The organism is Plectonema cf. radiosum LEGE 06105 (assembly GCF_015207665.1).
In the GTDB taxonomy this organism is placed as follows: Bacteria; Cyanobacteriota; Cyanobacteriia; order Cyanobacteriales; family Nostocaceae; genus Rivularia; species Rivularia radiosa_A.
On sequence record NZ_JADEWL010000063.1, the window covers coordinates 21,521 to 38,532 of the forward strand.

The 17,012-nt window shown below is 38.6% G+C and carries 20 protein-coding genes and 1 pseudogene; 7 read left to right on the forward strand and 14 right to left on the reverse strand.

What is annotated here, in order from left to right; all coding sequences use genetic code 11:
* Positions 1 to 43: 43 nt before the first annotated feature.
* Positions 44 to 2,392, reverse strand: coding sequence for a pentapeptide repeat-containing protein (locus IQ247_RS18145; RefSeq protein WP_228059844.1), 2,349 nt, complete (start codon positions 2,390 to 2,392; stop codon positions 44 to 46).
* Positions 2,393 to 2,427: 35 nt separating this feature from the next.
* Between IQ247_RS18145 and IQ247_RS18150 the strand changes: the two genes are divergently transcribed.
* Positions 2,428 to 2,814: a type II toxin-antitoxin system RelE/ParE family toxin gene (locus tag IQ247_RS18150; RefSeq protein ID WP_322745524.1), complete on the forward strand. Its 387-nt coding sequence runs from the start codon at positions 2,428 to 2,430 to the stop codon at positions 2,812 to 2,814.
* Positions 2,798 to 3,121 carry an addiction module antidote protein gene (locus IQ247_RS18155; protein ID WP_193922464.1) on the forward strand — a complete coding sequence of 108 codons (324 nt, stop codon included), beginning with the start codon at positions 2,798 to 2,800 and terminating at the stop codon, positions 3,119 to 3,121. The genes IQ247_RS18150 and IQ247_RS18155 overlap by 17 nt, the downstream gene beginning before the upstream one ends.
* A gap of 23 nt (positions 3,122 to 3,144) precedes the next feature.
* Here the strand turns inward: IQ247_RS18155 and IQ247_RS18160 are convergent, their stop codons facing one another.
* From IQ247_RS18160 to IQ247_RS18210, 11 genes are all read right to left on the reverse strand, one after another.
* A complete protein-coding gene (locus tag IQ247_RS18160; protein ID WP_193922466.1) occupies positions 3,145 to 3,747 on the reverse strand; it encodes a macro domain-containing protein in 603 nt (200 codons plus the stop codon).
* Positions 3,748 to 4,018: 271 nt separating this feature from the next.
* Positions 4,019 to 6,478: a BsuBI/PstI family type II restriction endonuclease gene (locus tag IQ247_RS18165; protein WP_193922467.1), complete on the reverse strand. Its 2,460-nt coding sequence runs from the start codon at positions 6,476 to 6,478 to the stop codon at positions 4,019 to 4,021.
* A 298-nt stretch (positions 6,479 to 6,776) separates the two neighbouring features.
* Entirely contained in the window at positions 6,777 to 7,775 is a 999-nt protein-coding gene (locus IQ247_RS18170) for a zinc-dependent alcohol dehydrogenase family protein (protein WP_193922469.1), read from the reverse strand.
* A 10-nt stretch (positions 7,776 to 7,785) separates the two neighbouring features.
* Positions 7,786 to 8,985 (reverse strand): IS110 family transposase, encoded by a 1,200-nt coding sequence (locus tag IQ247_RS18175; protein WP_193922504.1) that lies wholly within the window; start codon positions 8,983 to 8,985, stop codon positions 7,786 to 7,788.
* 214 nt (positions 8,986 to 9,199) lie between these two features.
* Positions 9,200 to 9,445, reverse strand: a complete 246-nt coding sequence (locus IQ247_RS18180) for a hypothetical protein (protein WP_193922470.1) — start codon at positions 9,443 to 9,445, stop codon at positions 9,200 to 9,202.
* Positions 9,446 to 9,509: 64 nt separating this feature from the next.
* Complete coding sequence (locus tag IQ247_RS18185) at positions 9,510 to 9,728, reverse strand: hypothetical protein (protein ID WP_193922472.1); 219 nt, start codon at positions 9,726 to 9,728, stop codon at positions 9,510 to 9,512.
* A gap of 88 nt (positions 9,729 to 9,816) precedes the next feature.
* The gene (locus IQ247_RS18190) at positions 9,817 to 10,068 is read right to left on the reverse strand and encodes a hypothetical protein (RefSeq protein ID WP_193922474.1); all 252 of its coding nucleotides are present in this window, start codon (positions 10,066 to 10,068) and stop codon (positions 9,817 to 9,819) included.
* Positions 10,061 to 11,317, reverse strand: coding sequence for a hypothetical protein (locus tag IQ247_RS18195; RefSeq protein WP_228059845.1), 1,257 nt, complete (start codon positions 11,315 to 11,317; stop codon positions 10,061 to 10,063). Before IQ247_RS18195 ends, IQ247_RS18190 begins: the two co-directional genes overlap by 8 nt.
* A gap of 2 nt (positions 11,318 to 11,319) precedes the next feature.
* A complete protein-coding gene (locus tag IQ247_RS18200) occupies positions 11,320 to 11,538 on the reverse strand; it encodes a hypothetical protein (protein WP_193922508.1) in 219 nt (72 codons plus the stop codon).
* 60 nt (positions 11,539 to 11,598) lie between these two features.
* A complete protein-coding gene (locus IQ247_RS18205; protein ID WP_193922476.1) occupies positions 11,599 to 11,805 on the reverse strand; it encodes a hypothetical protein in 207 nt (68 codons plus the stop codon).
* 243 nt (positions 11,806 to 12,048) lie between these two features.
* Positions 12,049 to 12,222 (reverse strand): hypothetical protein, encoded by a 174-nt coding sequence (locus IQ247_RS18210; protein WP_193922478.1) that lies wholly within the window; start codon positions 12,220 to 12,222, stop codon positions 12,049 to 12,051.
* A 202-nt stretch (positions 12,223 to 12,424) separates the two neighbouring features.
* Between IQ247_RS18210 and IQ247_RS18215 the strand changes: the two genes are divergently transcribed.
* From IQ247_RS18215 to IQ247_RS18225, 3 genes are all read left to right on the forward strand, one after another.
* Positions 12,425 to 12,745 carry a hypothetical protein gene (locus IQ247_RS18215; protein ID WP_193922480.1) on the forward strand — a complete coding sequence of 107 codons (321 nt, stop codon included), beginning with the start codon at positions 12,425 to 12,427 and terminating at the stop codon, positions 12,743 to 12,745.
* A gap of 109 nt (positions 12,746 to 12,854) precedes the next feature.
* Positions 12,855 to 13,538, forward strand: a complete 684-nt coding sequence (locus IQ247_RS18220) for a hypothetical protein (protein WP_193922482.1) — start codon at positions 12,855 to 12,857, stop codon at positions 13,536 to 13,538.
* Positions 13,539 to 13,634: 96 nt separating this feature from the next.
* Positions 13,635 to 14,018, forward strand: a complete 384-nt coding sequence (locus IQ247_RS18225) for a hypothetical protein (RefSeq protein WP_193922484.1) — start codon at positions 13,635 to 13,637, stop codon at positions 14,016 to 14,018.
* A gap of 503 nt (positions 14,019 to 14,521) precedes the next feature.
* Here the strand turns inward: IQ247_RS18225 and IQ247_RS18235 are convergent.
* Positions 14,522 to 15,097: an N-acetylmuramoyl-L-alanine amidase gene (locus tag IQ247_RS18235; RefSeq protein WP_193922488.1), complete on the reverse strand. Its 576-nt coding sequence runs from the start codon at positions 15,095 to 15,097 to the stop codon at positions 14,522 to 14,524.
* On the reverse strand, positions 15,094 to 15,675 hold the full coding sequence (locus IQ247_RS18240) for a tyrosine-type recombinase/integrase (RefSeq protein WP_193922490.1): 582 nt from the start codon (positions 15,673 to 15,675) through the stop codon (positions 15,094 to 15,096). Before IQ247_RS18240 ends, IQ247_RS18235 begins: the two co-directional genes overlap by 4 nt.
* A gap of 226 nt (positions 15,676 to 15,901) precedes the next feature.
* On the opposite strand from IQ247_RS18240, the gene IQ247_RS18245 reads away from it, so the two are divergent.
* Both IQ247_RS18245 and IQ247_RS18250 read left to right on the forward strand, forming a co-directional pair.
* Entirely contained in the window at positions 15,902 to 16,213 is a 312-nt protein-coding gene (locus IQ247_RS18245) for a glucose-6-phosphate dehydrogenase (RefSeq protein WP_193922492.1), read from the forward strand.
* Positions 16,210 to 17,012 (forward strand): annotated as a pseudogene (locus IQ247_RS18250) (hypothetical protein); the annotation flags it as partial. The gene IQ247_RS18245 and the pseudogene IQ247_RS18250, both read left to right, overlap by 4 nt.

The window sequence follows — 17,012 nt, forward strand, 5'->3', positions numbered from 1 at the left end:
TAATTAACGCATTACCCATTACCCATTACCCATTACCAATTCCCTATTTCAAATAAATCAATAAATTCAATCCGGGAATCGTGCGTGAAAGCGTCCACAACACTAAAGTAATATAAAGTATACCCAAACTCCACTGGTACCAAGCCAAAGTACTGATAATTCCGGGAAGATGTTCATCTCGTAAACGAACGTCGTTAAAGCCTAATTTTAAAAGGTTATTTAAACTAAAATCGTAATAATTTAGCCAATTCCAGCGACGATTCCACAATAAAGGTAAATAACGTTCGCGAAATAATGGATACCTCGGTATCACAGGTAAACGTCCAATTAACAACCGTAATTGTCGGAAAGTACCATCCTCTGTAAAATAAGATGTTTCCATTAAATCGTGATAGCGCCCTTTTTGGTAAAGTTGGAATAAAAGAAACGTCGGTAAAGGGACAATAATAACCCCTATACAAATCAAAGCTAACCACGGTTGCGCTGTATTCCGAAAAATAGCGATTAAACCAAATAGCGTACTAATACCAAAACTTCCTAACATCCAACTAGTTTCGTAAGCCGTAGGAATGATTTTATTTGGATGTAAGCGACGGAATCGATCGACTAACCAAAATAATAAACTAAAAAACGCGATCGCAATTATTCCCACACCAAAAACCAAGTAAAAGTTCGTACCATATCCCGAAAGTAATAGTAGTAAACTTAACACCAACCATTTCCATATTTGCAGCAACCATTTAATTGGGGTAAGAGTTTCGCCAACTACAAACCGGGAAGAAAGTTGTGTAAATGTTTCTTCGTCAATATCAGCTAATGTGAGTAATTCGCTTTTAATTTGAAACGCTTGGGTTTGACGACGTTTGATAATTGCTTCTACTTGAGTTGGGGAAAATCCTAAATTTATTAAACGTTGTTGGGGGGCATCATTGATATTTGCATCAACCAAACGGCGAGTTAAAGACTTTAAATGCAGACGCTGTTTAGCATACTCCAACTTATTAGCATCCGCAATTTGCTGCAATTGGCGAAAATTTTGGATTAAATTACGCAATACATTTTGATTTCCCGATAATTGAGGTATCCGCAACATCACACCAATTTCACCGGGATTACCTAAAATTTTGGCTTTATCAGCATTGAAAATCAAACTTGGTACATTCAGATAAGCACCTTGAGCAAAAACAGCATCGCTAAAATCACCTTGACTAAGAATACTAGCACCGCGCATATTTACAGGTAAATTAAATTGCGTTTCTCGAAAGATGACAGATTTTAAAAATCTAGTTTCTTGCAGAAATAAAAACCCTTGAAAATTCCCTTTGGTAAATTGAGTTTCTTCTAGAAAACCTGCTTGATAAAAATTAGTTGTACCCTCCCAACGAGCGCGACTAAAGTTAGCTAACTGTTGAAAACTAGTATTACTAAAATTGGCAGAATCTTCAAAAGTTGTATTTTTAAACTCAGCATTTTTAGCAAAATCAGCTTTCTTGAAATTAGCTTTGTGAAAAAAAACACTTCCCTGAAAATCAACTTCACTGCAAAAATTTGCATTTATAAAACTGACTCGACGGCCAAATCTTGATTGCCTAAAATTTGTAGCTTCATTAAAAATAGCTCCTGAAACTTCCACAGGTTGCAGAAAAAACGTATTATTAAATTCCACCTTACCTTTAAACACAGTTTGGTTAAAAATCAACGAACCGCGAAACACCGAAATTTGTGCCGAAGTCGTCGAATCTTTCCCTAAAAGTGAACGACAATCCTTAGAATTGGGAACAGAATAAGCTAGTGACTGCAAACAAACTTCCCGCAGTTGTTCAAGTTGATTCTGTTCGGTTTCCGTAAAAATTGGGGCAATAGCTTGAGCATATAAAGGAGTTCTTAAACCCAAATCGCTACCAATAAAATCGCCTTCAATTATTGAATTACTTAAATCTAATCCTACAGGTTTTGTACCAGTTTTTTGTAAAAAATCTTGCAATAACTTATAAAAGTTATCGTGTAACTCTTTATTTTGCGGTTGTAAATCTATTTTCATTTCTCGTAAATCTACCGTAAAACTACCTTGATTTACCATAGGAGAATTAATTTTTTCTTGTAATAATTCCAAAGTTAAAACAGTACGTTGAAGTTGAGGTTCTGCTGCCCAAACTGGTTGAATCGATAAAAATAAAAATAGCGTGCAGATGGAAATAATTTTGAGGATAGAATATGGGGGATTGGGCAATAAGCGATTAATCCCCACAGAAAGTGAATTATAAAGAGCTTTGGCGATGTTCGAGCGAGTGAGGTTGAGTTGCCCAGGTACCAACCTTGACTGTTTGTCGCTTTTAAGATACATTAAGGTAAGATATTGCTGATAAAACTTACGCACTTTGTTGCGTCGCATATAGTAATTTTGTTTTATTTTATGCCATTTTTATTGTGCAGCACGCACGCAAATCGCTGCAAAGCATCCTAGCTGATATGAATTGTCCAAAAGCCCTGAAAGTTTATACTTTACAAGACGGTAAAGAACCCTATACGGAATGGTTGGAAAATCTGAAGGACTATACAATCCGTGCTAGGATAATCCGACGGGTGGAGCGTCTCAAACAGGGTAACTATGGAGATTGGAAGTCTGTTGGTGACGGTGTGCTAGAACTGAGATTTTTCTTCGGTAGTGGCTACCGCGTTTATATTGGAGAAGCCGAAGATGATCTGGTAATTCTCTTGTGTGGCGGGGATAAGGATACCCAGGATAGAGATATACAAAAAGCTAAAAAATATTGGCAGGCTTACCAGGAGGAACAGGATGAGCAAGAAACTTAGAAATCATGACGAGGTAGTGTTAGAGCAGCTACAGAACCCGGAAATGGCGAAAGCGTACTTGGACGTTGCCCTTGAAGAATATGAACAAGATGGCGAGTTAGGGTTTTTTCTGGAAGCACTGCGGAATGTGGTGGAGGCACGGTTTGGGATGACTCACTTTGCAGAAAAAACAGGTTTGAACCGTCAAAACCTCTATCGAGCTTTGTCAGCAGAAGGAAATCCTGAACTGCGAACTATCAGCCTTGTTCTTCATAATCTTGGCTATCGTTTGAGCGTACAACCAATTCGCGCTGTATCAGGTCAATAAAAAGTTTTTAACTCAATTTTTGACTATCTCGACAAATTACCATCTTCCCAAATCAAAAGTTGTCTGGAAGCTGCAACAAAACAATTAAGATGTTTAGGTGGATGAAGAAAATTATCGTAAGCTAACGCCATTTGTCTGGCTGCTTGATGATAAGGAACTTTTCCGATTCCCGTACCCAAACCGGGACAAGCAACAGTATTAATTTGATGATCAGACAATTGATTATGACGACGTACCGCTAATAGCATAGCCCACATCGCCACATAAGGAACATCCGTCCCCGCGATAGACATAGGAACTCGCATTGTCGGTGTATGTGCAAGAAACGGATGTTTGAGATTACCCGTTTCCACAATCATTGATGTTCCTACAGGTTGTTCCCCTAAATAATCTGAGAGGATGCCCTGCTGTACTTTATCCTGTAACTTACTACCGAAAAATTTGATAATGGCAGCATCCATACCACCATCCATTATCCCAAAAGAATTAGCAGGACTAACCAAACAATCGAAAACAGGTAGCCACTCAAAGTAGTTGTTAACGATTTCCACATTAGGCAAATAATTGAAATGTTGTTGAAAAGCTTCAGTTAATAATGAATTTGGTGCGACTAAAATCAGTTTCAAGCTTTATTCCTCCACTTGAATATTTATTATATTGTGGGGGTGAGAAGTTTGAAAAGTTTGGGCGAATAAATATGTCCTGCGGACACGCTGAGCTAACGCAGCTACACGAACAAAACCCACCTGCGTGGGTGTTAGTCCGCGAAGGCGGACTTTGCTTGTGTAGTAGCGAATTTATTCGCCGGGTATGGTATTAATTTAGACTTTTCAAACATCCTCTTAAATACCTGTGATCAAACAAAATCATTGTAAAAACCCGACTTCTGATTGCTTTTTAATAAGGACCAAGAAATTTCTCACCGTTGAAATGAATCATGTGTTCTGGTTGATTTGCTACCCAAACTTCTGTTTCCCAAGCAATTTCAGCAAGATGCCCAATCATTTCTTTACGATTCAGAAAAGCAGTAACAAAAACTAATCCTTTACGACTAGATTCAAAGAGTTGCTTTAATTCATTACGACGTTTTAAGTTAACCGGACCATGACTAGTAACAGCTTCTATCAGCACAAGCCAGTCTTCTCGTTCATAGTAAATTACCACATCTGGCATTTTACCGTGAGGATCTAATTCAATCCCCATCTCTAGGAATTTCGGAGTTTCGTTAACGATAAATTTATCCCCAGCATCACCCACATAGAGAACCGAACCTCCAGGTGTAAATCTGGGACAGAAGTTTTCCAAAATCTCTTTTATGAGAATATTTTGTCCACCTGGTGATAGTTCAATGGCTTGACCGTCAGGTAAAATTATGGGAATCATCGGTATGTTACGATTCCTATCCTGTAATAAATTTGTGATTGAAATAGCATAATTTTTACGGGCTTCTTGGTACTGCTCGGAACCATAGGATTTAAGAAGTGATACAGCTTGTTGATGAAGTTGATAACACCATTTTGGGCTGTTAATTGGTCGATCTAATCGATCAGGATTTTCCACAACTATTCCCATCTGCACAAACTGGTGCATTGTTTGTCGTCGAACTGTTTCGCGTGTATTTGGAGCGTAGTGTTTACCGTAGTGTTCGCGAAACCAATCCATCATTTCTGTAATTCCGCGTCTTGGTGCTGTTGCTTGATTCCAAGGTGTTTCAGGTTTAATATCTGCCAATGCTAGTAAACAAAGTGCTGAACGTTCATTTTGTTGCTTTTTTGGGGCAGAAATATCTTTGAGAATTGCAAGCGCTTCTGAGATTCGTTTACTAGCCTCAACAGCATTTATTGCTTCACTCATAATTGACAAAGTTTTATGTACAACATTATCAAGTTCTTCAGGTTCAAATCGAGAATCACTAACTTGTCTTCCTAATAAGATTAAATCATCTTTGCAAGGGTACTTAATTCTACGCAAATCTGTAGCGTTGACTTGTGTGTGTCCGCTAAACTGCCGAAAATAACTATCAAATAAAGTTGAATTGAGAAATGCTGCTAAACCTTGTGCAAGGTCAAGGTTGATTCCTTTACCTTTAGCATGGTAGTAATTAAGATGATTCTCTATACCCAATAATGGTGAATCAAAAGGAGAACACACAGCAGCAACAACACGACGCTTTTCTTCCTTAGCAGAAAAACGCTTTGTCAAAACGTAGCAACCGTTAGGAATTAGCCATTTTTCTGTGTCTTGATTTTGTTGAATTGCAATTGCTTTTCGAGGATTATGAGGTGGAAATAAAACTTTTCCTGCCTTGATAGCTTCTGGGTAAAGTAGTGGAACACTTTGCTTATCCAAGCAACTTCTCAAAGCCGATTTTAGTCGAAAATCGACAACTGGTCCAGTTGAAACCTCTAAACCTATTTCATCCAAAGTAGATGAAAACTTTTGCATTTGTATTCTCAAATAATCTTCAAGAGAGTTTGTCACAATATGAATAAAACTCTCAGAGTCATTTTCTTGAACTACTTCAGCATAAGGAACATATCTTAATTCTTGAAATTCATCTAAATTTGTTTCATAATTACTACTAATATCTACATAATAAGGCTTATTTTTTGTTTTTATTGCATGAAAAACTATATTTTCTTGTAATACTTTATCTTCAAAGAAGGCTGCGGAACGACTATCAAAAATATGAATTTTTTTTAATTCCATACTTTGTAAAAAAGCTTTACGAAAAGGACGAAAATAGGCACCATTACAGAAACTTCTCGGCGTAATTGCTACCAATTCTCCATCTTCAACAAGCTGCATTAAAGTTAGCCAAACAAATGCGCTATATAGATTTACAGTATCAATTCCCAAGCTTGAAAGTATTTTTTTCTCAACCGAGCGATTATTGATTTTTTTGTAGGGTGGATTCAAAATTGCATGAGTGTAACTGTTATCAGTATTAAAAAGCGGCAAATTTTGATCGGAATAACTATTGATAAAGCTTTCTTCATATATTTGATATTCTGCTTTAATTCCTTTACTTTCTAAAGCTTCACAACATTCTCTAAGACATTGCCTCAAAGGTAATATAAAATCTGATTCAACTTCATATGCTGTTATATGACAACTGTTAACTTCACCAGGATTTGCCAAGAGTCTTTCTACAAAAGCAGCAGTCAATATTCCAATTCCGGCTCCAGCATCTAAAAGGCTGACATTACCAGATAGATTACTAAATCGTTTTGCCATAAAACGAGCAATTGGTGCAGGAGTTAAAAACTGTCCCAATTGACTACGCTGTTTTGGATTTAATTTTGAAGATATACGAATCCTACTAATGTCAGTAAAGTCTGTAAAGAACGTTGTCATACAGTTAATTTAGCGTCAGACATGAAGGTACTACCAATTATCATAAGAATTTTTAGCAAAATTGCCGTTTACCAAAAATGTCAGTATGATATTTAGTATTCAGGTTAAAAATTAGACTAATCATTTTCAGGATACCACTTTTAAAATATGTTATTGATTGAGTTAAATTAAGATGGTGCGTTACGGCATTAACTAAAATATCTGTTTCCCCGCAACCATTAAGTTGCCGTAACACACCCTACAAAAAATACTAATATTCACCAGGTATTTGAATCAATTACCAATTACCTATTACCTATTACCTATTAACAATTACCAATTTCCCCACCATCGAACCCGCTTCTAACAACTCATGAGCTTTTCCTACTTCCTCTAAACCAAAAGTCCGATTCACACAAACTTTCAACTTACCTGCATCCATCAACTCGGCACATTCTGCTAAAATCTCACCATGATGTACTTGTGCTTCCACTATTCCTTGCAACATCGGCGTTAACATCAATTCTAAACTTATTCTCAGATTGCGCTGTCTCGCTACTTTCCAATTAGTTTGGGCGCTTGGTTGTAAAATTGTCACAATATCACCGTAAATTCGTATCGCTGGGAATGTTTTCTCAAAAGTTTCTCCACCAACAGTATCAAAAGCTAAATCTACACCTTCACCGTTTGTCCAATCCAAAGCTGCTTTGACAAAATCAGTTTCTTTGTAATTAATCGCATAATCAACCCCCAGAGACTTGACAAAATCAGCTTTTCCCTGACAACTTACCGTAGCGCAGACATCCGCACCCTTGAGCTTTGCAAGTTGAATTGCAACGTGTCCCACACCACCCGCACCAGCATGAATTAATACCTTTTCACCCGGTTGCAAACGTCCGCGTTCGTACAAAGCTTCCCACGCTGTAATCAATACCAAAGGTGCAGCACCAGCATCGATAAAAGATACAGATTTGGGTTTGGGAGCTACAAACCGCTCATCTACAGTTGTGAATTCTGCATAATTACCTTGGCGATCGCCAATCCCCCCATTACAAAAATATACTTCATCACCTGCGCGAAAACGCTTAACCGCAGTTCCCACCGCTTCCACCACACCCGCACCATCACATCCTAGAATTGCAGGCATTTTATCAGGGTAGAAAGTGCCGCGATCGCGAAGCTTTGTATCGATGGGGTTAACACCAGCAGCTTTTAAACGTATTAAAAGTTCTGTATTTGCGGGAGGAAGCGGGTTAGGAATTTCCCGTAATTGTAAAACTTCCGGTTTCCCTGGTGCTGTCATTATCACTGCTTTCATGGCTTTTCCTTCACTCTAGCCCGTTATGAACTACATATTTTACCAGTTCAGCGAAAAGTAGTTTAACTCCTGCCGCTGCAACGCGACTCCGAACGAGCCGCACCGGACGACCCGCTGCTTTTTCTGCATCTAATTTTTTACCCAGTTTTTCACCAATTTTATTATTTAGTCGGCTTCGTCGCGGTTCGATGGTTGTAAAAACCCACTGCCACATTGCAATTCTGGTTAGGTCATTTCCTCCACTAACTTTTATCAAGCGTTTATCCCCTGAATACTCTTTACTGGGTGCAAGTCCTAGCATTTTTTGAAATTTTCTCAATGATAGTTTTTGCTTGGTTGACTTTGGGGAATTTCTACTTTTGATAAATTGCACAATGGGTTTACCGTCCTCACCCAAAAACTTTTGTAACGGGTAAATTTGACTTAAGATTATTGCTTCAAGACGCAAACCAAAGCCGAACGCTTGGAATGCTTCACGGTAGGGTAAAAATTTAGAATTATCAAGTAATTTATTAATTTCGCACTCTATTGCAAATTCTTCATTGCTAATACTGCAAAGCCTTTCAGCGTGTAGCTTTACTGTATCTGTAATTCCCAAGCCTACCGAATCTAAATACAATCGGTCGTATTTTTTAGATTTTCTTTGTCCACACAGCCATCCCCAAAGAAGCGGTACTTGTCCTTTTATGCCACGCCTTGATTTAATATGAGCAATTTCAGGAAACTGCCATGCTAAATCTTGGCGTAACCTGTTAGATATAGGATTTTTAATCCGGTTAAGATGGTTTAATCTTAGTACCAATTCTCGAATACGAGCGGTTGTAGCGTCTTTCGTTGCTACATATCTACTTGGTGAAGAATAATCAAATCCATAACAGGCTAAAGCTAGAGCATCAGCGTTATCATCCTTATCGGGCAGTACTAAATGATAAGCTCTGTAATTTCTAAGTTCTTTATGTCCTACAAAGCGTACTTCTACACCATTTTGAGCAAGAATGTTAACCCAAAGTTTTGAGTAATTGGTTCCCGTTGGTTCCAAAATTGCGACATCTGGGTTTAGTTCCAGCACTCCTTTAATTCCAGATGCATCAGCTTTGAAAATTTTAAAATCATAATTGTAATAAAATTGTCTTGGTTCTGTTGGTTTACTTACTAATAAACAAGCAGAAATTGAGGATTTACTAATGTCAATCCCTAACAGCCTCGGCATATCATTCATTTTTCTGGATGGGGTCGCCTATGAATCTCCCAAAAACCCGTATAGGGTTTACTTCACTCTTAAGGTGAAGTAGTTGTGCAGCAACACAACTACTCCTAAAGCAACCGAGTTTACGAAGGAAAAAAAGCAAAAGCTTACTTCGATGCTAAAACCCTAAATTGCTACGAGACTTAACCCGCGACGCGGGATAATCCCGCGTTTCGCCTTACGGCTCATCAGGCGGTAAACGTAAGTATTTTATAAATTCCTCAAAGGAATCTTTTCTAAAATCAATTTCACAATATTTTCTGCAATATAATGGACCGGAAACGGGATAATACTTACCTGCGACTCTTGCATGATATGACTTTACATATCCCTCTATTGCTTCGAGAAAACTAGTAAATACTCTTATGTCATCCGGAGTTCCAATTAGTTGGATTTGTAGCTCGCAAGGATGTTTTTTAGTCATTTGAATAAATCCTTTAAATCAATTACGACTGAGCCATTACCTGGATACTTGGTTAACTGTTCAATTACATAATCAACATTTTTTTACTTAAACTTTGAGCATGAGTATTTGCATAATGTGCTAATTGCTGAGTAACTTCATTTAAATCGCAACTACTACATATTGCATAACTTTTTAATGCTAATCCCATGCAGTGAGACATTGCTATTAAAGACCGTTTATGAACCAATACATAATCCGGGTCATTCTCTGGCATTTTATAAGAGGGTTGTTTATTGTTCATTCATTTTTTAGTAAGTTATAACTATGTGGTAGATGCACCCTGTATTTACTTAATCATTGCTGATACGCGGTATTTCTACTGCGATTTATTAATCAGTTTCATCCAAGTCATCAATCACCATTTCTTCGTCTCCACTAGCTTCGTTACTACATTGCTCGCAAAACTCAGCTAACTCACAAAATTTTTGTCTTAATCGCTCATCAGTGAAATCATTTGCCTCTTCGATAACAGCCATATATTTAATGATTGATTCAATCTTCTCTTTTGCATCAAAAGCCATCTTCCATAAGTCGTAATACCTCCAAGCTGGATCGACTGGCAAAGTTTCTAAATCATCCATAATGCCTCCTTAATCGTTCAAGTAAATCTGCACCTTCAGCATATTTCTTGCCGGTCATGCCAAGAATTTCGGTAACAATCGCTGAATCACTTTTTTCTGCTCCAAATTTTTGAATTAATCGCCACAAAAAAGCATCAGAATCTGAAAAATTTTCCTCAAAATCCTTACGCTGCGCGGGTTTTGTAATTTTTTCGGAGGTGTTTTGGGGTTGTTTCCCTTGGTCGGTAAATGGTCTGCTGATAATAGACTTCATCTCACGGTAAGATGGAAGCTTACATGGGTTATCGTCGATCAAACAATGCGAGCGGTCTTTCTTTAACCAGTTGACAAGTTCGTCGTTTTTTAAGCTTTTTGCGTGTGCAATTGCTTTTTTCCCGAGTCGAATTTTAAAGAAAGCCTCCGCTAAATCGCTTTTACCTTCAAGTCCCCACGCTGCTACCTTGTCGTATTGAGACAGGAGAATAGTGAAACGCTTGGCTTTTCTTCCCCTCCTAGCGTGACGGTCTAGCCATTCACCGCTACACGACACCTTGTTTACAAGTTCCGGGTACTCTTCACAAATCACTACTTGTTCGGAACCTTCTAGAAAACTATTGCCTTCTTTCATTCTTCTTTGAATCCGATTAGATAAATCTTCTAGGTCGGATTCCATGCCGGCTTCAATAGCGTTCCAATTCTCCCCCTTGCCTACTACGTCTAAACCTTGCCAGTCATCAGGTGTTCCCTCCGGTTCGTAAACCTTCACATTGCCGCCTATGGTGTAAGCAAGGTATTGAGCAATGGTACTTTTACCCGTTCCCATCTCGCCGATAATCATCACCTGCTTATCTTGAATTGCATCAATGATATCGGTGATAATTTCTTCTGGTTCATCTAGAATCGGAACAGCAGAAGCTTCAACAATGTTTTTACTGTGCGTTCCCATGTAGGGAAGTTGGTCATACAACCGCAGCAAGTTTGTTACAGACTGGCGAGTCCATTTAATGACCGTTTGAGTTGTAATCAGCGTTTGGTTGCTAGCATCAAGCACAAATAAAGTGCCACTAAAGCATAATCGACCCGTTCCCCATAACAGAAACCGTCCGATTTGCTTGAAGTTGGGTAGATAAATGGATATCCAACTACTCGCTGTAATTGACTTCGAGCTTAATTCTGAGTCGTTCAGAAGTATTTGGTTCGGAACAACTCCAGCCGCTCCAGAAACCGAGGAGAATCGCGATCGCGATGGCGAATACTTTGAGCGCATCATAATCATTTCGCTCCATTCTCACGGCTCCAGTTCCAGAAGTGCTTCATAGCTTCAGCGATATTTTCACGGTCTTCCTCGGTTCTACCTAGGTCGGGTAAATTAAAGTCATCGCTAGCAACTACTTTTGAAGCGCGTTCGGCTACATTTTCCGGAACACCGTTTTCTGTCAACGCTTTGACTGAAGCATGGTACAAGTCTTGATTGAAATTTGGGTTACTCATGATATGATTTGTACGTATTCTTGTTTGTACTGGATGGGGATTGAGAGCCATTTCTGGTAATTAATGGCTGCTCAATAAAATGCGATGGCAGCGTCCACCGCCTACCATCATTACTTCCCGGTCAGATAGCCTAACGGCTTTTGACCGCGATACTTTAACCATCGGAAATAAACCATCGGGTGATAGAGAGAACATCTCGTAGTTCTTTAGTGACTTCCACTCGACTGGAGTTTTATCTACTAATCCGCCGTATTCGGCTTTACACATCTCACTTTGCCCTGACCCGCTAGGTAAGGACGGCAAATAACGCTTCTGTTTGGACTCTTTGCGGGTGGCATTGTTACTGTTACCCGTGCCTTTACCGTTCGTAGTACTGGTGTCTATTGCTTCCATACTTGACCTTTAATGTACCTTAAGTGCTTAATCGCTAAACTTTTTTAACTACTTAAATTTCCTACAATCCTCACTCCTTATTGATTTCAGCGTTTTAATGCAAAATGGCGATCGCCATTATTTTGAGTTGTTATCTTTACTCGCTTGTCGAACTTCATCTAAAGTCGGTCTTGGTAATTCCTTTGCGTCTTCCCCATAGCAAGGTGGGTTACATTCAGACTCAAAAACCCCGTACTCGAAAAGCCTACAAATACCGAACTTTTGGCAATCACTTTTATCGCTATTACTCATCAACTCGTAACTCCTAAATAACGGTTTACCTCGACGACCCCGGCAAGCTTTCTTTCTCTGGTAGATGGAAGGCTGCTAAATCTTCCAGTTTTTTTGGGGGGGGGCTTGCTTTTTGTGTTGTATGCACATACAACTAGATATAGTTTAGTACTATGCACACGAAAAGTAAACATAGTATGCACATAAAATAGAAAGGTAGTGTATGCATACAACTAATGAGAAAGTCGATTCATGGTCAAAGGAAGCGAGGCGTGAATTTGAGTATGACCCCGGACGGAATAGAGATGCTAGAGATGAAAGCGGAAATGTTGGGCATCAGCAAGAGCGAGCTGGTGGAGCGGATAGCCCGCGACCAAATTTCATCGGAGACGGAAATCCAGTTACTGGGAAAATTCTCCGCCAGCTGATAGATGAATCTGAAAATCAGGTGGCAACCAAGAAAGCAGAAATATTGCAATTAGAATCTAAGATTCAAGAGTTTAACGCTCTATTAGAACAATTAGAAGCTAATAAAAAAACCTAAAAACCCGACCTGCTGATTGCAGGTCGGGTTTTTGCTGCAAAAAAAAACCATAAAGAAGCTTATTGGTAAAGCGCAGCCACTAAATGGTTTCCAAATCTTACTAACTATCATGACATACAACAGAAATAAATCAATAACCCATTGGACGTACAAACACGAAGAATACTGTTTAAAGAACCAGATACCACGTTCTTCACAATTGCTGTGGGAATGGCTACTTAAAACGGGTAAAATAAATACTGAGAGTGAACCAGACCTTAAAGATTTTAACAACTGGATAAGAAAACACCGGGGCAAGAGTTATTGCAGAAATACGCTTAAATCTGCTTTCAATAAACTCGTAGAATGCCGTGTAGTCAATCTGGTTAAGCAATACACATGGAATATTGTTAAGATTGTTACCCGTCCACTTGAGTATTTGAAACCGAAAAGAAAATTACAGAAGCGAAATGTTTTTGACACTTTAGGTAGTTCAAACCCTAGTAAATACGACAGTCGTTATTCGCAGCAGCAGCATATACTAATTACGGATAACAAACTACTTTTTTCTCAGTATGGTATTTCTTTTAACGACACAGAAACTAAGGTATTAGATAGACCTCGTAACGAGGTATTACTTTCAATAGTTTGTTACCAAATACGTCTTGAAACGTCAGAGATACGTAATCCCCAAGGTTGGATTAAGAGATGCCTTGAAGGGCGTTACTGGGATGAACCAAGTATGTTCAACCAGATTATTGCGAAATACGGGAATACTCCATTTATTTATGAACTAATGCCAGATACCCAATAAAAAATCCCCTTCACGCGCTGGAGGGGATTACTTAAGCATCAACTTGTAACTTGCGGTTCAACTCATTATTCCCAAAATTTAGAATAAATCAACACTATGCACTACCAACAGTCATTATTTAATTCGGCTGTCTTCATTAAAGATGACTTTCAACCAATTTATGACCCGGCTTGGAATGATACCAGTAATGCACTGGAATCAACCAGTTGTGTTCGGGGACAAGTATCTCACACTACTAATGCAACTGTCCCCGAACACATTCACTGGGTAGAAGAATACTGGGTTAAGCGTTCCGATAAAAAGCATTACTATTACCGTTACTGTTGGGCTATTGGTAGAAAAAAATATCGCTGTCATATTCCCGGCGGTAATTCTTCGACCCCATTAGCCACTTACCGGAAATCGGATATTGAAGCATTGATATCGGATGGTTTACCACCAGCTAAAATAGTAAACATCATAAATACAAACTTTAAATAAATAATTTACTTCTACCAGTGACGTTAGAGTCAATAAGGTTATTGACTCTACTCCTCAATAAGCTTTTTTACTATTTTATATAAATCAACGTAAAATCAACGGTTTGAGTAGTCAAAAGTTTGCGATCGCGAAGCTTCTACAGCTGGTTTAACTAATGATTCTATTCTCAGTAGAGTTTTTAGCAATCACATAAACTATTTACCAATTCCCGACAACCATCTTTTAAATTTATTAAATTGGTACCAGCGAGGGGATGACTCGTTAACTTGGTGCAGGTCGTACTTATTTAAATAAGCATCCATCAGAATTAATGCTGTTATCGGGCTTGGTTCAGCGTTTGAATCAAGCGCTTGTGCGTAATCTAAAACTTGATTTTTAAAAACTAGTGGAATCCGGATTGTGCAAGTACGCGAGTGATTCCACCTAGGAACCCATGAAGTATTAGTAATACCCATACTTAGATTTATTGGCATTAAAAGCGTGTGACAAGGCAATTATATTTGTTATTCAATATACAGGCAAGGCTGGTCATTTAATTTTAAATCTTGCCCCGTCAACCCTTTAACAATTGCGATCGCCACACGGTCTGAACTGATTGATCTATAAATTTCCATGTCTTCCGGGTTATCACAGAAGCAGGTCTCTATCAGTATTGCCGGTGCATCTGTTCCGTTCAAAACTTGAAATAAAGAAGTTTTTTTTATTCCACGGTTCGTGAATTTCCTTCCATTACTATCTGACAATTTACAAATTTCTTCTAATACCGGCTTAGCTATTCTCATGCCAGCAGTACTTGTATAATAAATTTCAACTCCCCTTGCTTTTTTATTAAAAGCGTTGAAGTGGAAAGAGATATATCGCTCTACCTTAGCGGCATTGGCATTCTCACAACGAATTTTCAAAGATTCGTTGACTGACCTGACTCTACCTTTAGGATTAACAATTAAAGTTTCATGTCCGAGTAATGCAAGTTTAACTATTACCTTGTTCGCCAATTCAAGGTTTAATTCATCTTCATAGCCTCCAACAGCCCCGGTGTCTGGTGGTGAGTTATGACCGATGTCTATCCCGTACCTCATATTAATTCAATAGCTCCTCTAACTTGGTCTTCAGTAACATCGATATAACGGACAAGCGAACGCACATCTTGATGACCCGTGACTTTTTGAATTGTTTTCAGGTCAACTCCTTTATTGTTTAAATTGGTTATCAAGCTCCTTCGGAATGAGTGAGATGATATTCCTTTGTTGCCCAATCCCGCTTTCTCTACTGCATTTCTGAGTAAGTAATCGCAAGTTCTAAAGCTTATGTGTTGGCTTGGGTCTGCACCGGGAAATAACCATTCAGAAATATTTGATAAACAATAAGCGCTAAGAATTTCTTTTAAAGATGAATGCACAGGGACTTGACGAGTAAGTCTTTTCCCATCAGGAGATGCTTTTCTAGTATTTGACTGAAAAGTAATAAATTCTCGCACATTACCATTGGACTCGAATACATTATCAACCTTTAATTGAATAATTGCTCCTAGTCGCTCGCCAGTATACCAAGCAATATCTATGATTAGTCTGTGCTTTAGATTACTTTGATGTTTTCGTATTTTTAAATAATCATAATTACTCAATACGGTTGATTGACCAAACCGATTATTTTTCATTAATATTCCTTTATTAAACACATAATTAATTTCCGGAATTCACTGATTAAGTGCTACTTCCGGAAATGTTCTTTAAGTTGTCATAGCTGAAATTTTCTATATCCTACTCTGTGCAAGGGTTCCATGTGTGTAGCGTTCTTTCCAGTTTTACATAAAAGTGGAAATTGATATTAATAAATAAACGTTTTATAAAGTTGTTATCTTGTCAAATTAAAATGTATTTTCTATGACAGCCTTCACACCTTCGGATATTCCTCAAGAAATTAATACTGTTGAGAATCTCGCTATTTGGGTTGGTTTAGTACTTCAAAAAATAAACCCTGACCAAACAGCGCTTGAGGGAACCGGACCCGCGCAAAAAGTAGCACAACTTGGACTTTACCAAGTGGAGCAAACAAACCAAACGCGAGTAATTATTAGGCACTCTATTGAGATAGAAGAGGATTTTACCTACGATGGTGGAAAGCTTTGGCAGCAAGCGGTACCTTTTTCTACAAATCCAATCCCCTTTGTATTTGTAAATAATCAACTTAATTGATAGCTTCTTTACCTACAACTAGTCCTCCCGTAGTTGCAAGACCGCCCGGAGCAAATAATATTGCTCCAGGTCCGAATAATGTATCAATTTCGACTGTTCGACCTTCTGACTTGCCGGAGCTAGCAAAATATCTCGGTCCAGATGACTTAATCCTTTTTAAACCTTCGGTACCTCAGATAATAGGTGCGGCTGGTGGTGCAATTGCAATTGCAAAAGTCCCATTGCCAAAAAAACCTTTAAGCCTTCCAGATTCAAAACCAACAAGTTTTCCTTTACCTGGATTTGAACCTTTACTTACGCCTTTTTTTGTTCCTGGAGCAAGTTCTTACATCATTACTTATAGATATTTTGATGTTACGGGCGATCCTTTTGCAATGGTATATCCTCCGTATGAGTTTTTTACAACAAAAGCTGTTTATGGACGCATTGAAATTTTTACTGAGGGACCAATTTGGGGGGCTGGAGTTGAGCCTGCATGGAAACCTTACATCGAACATGAGGTAGGGTTTCAATATACTTATTTTCTTGTTGGAAAAAACAAGGAAATTTTCAGTTTAGGGTACGCTCGGCAATCACAATGGCAGACCTTATACGGACTTACTATTACCAGCATCACTCCAGTAATTGTTCCTGATGAAACTGATATTGAAGTCGATCCTCCAGTTCAAATCCCTGATACACCCCCTCCGTTACCTAGACCAAAGGTTCCCGGACAGGAAGGTCCAGACGAAATAAAACCTTTCAAGAGACCTTCTCCAGCGCCAAGCCCCGACCCACCACCAGCAACAACTCCTAGACC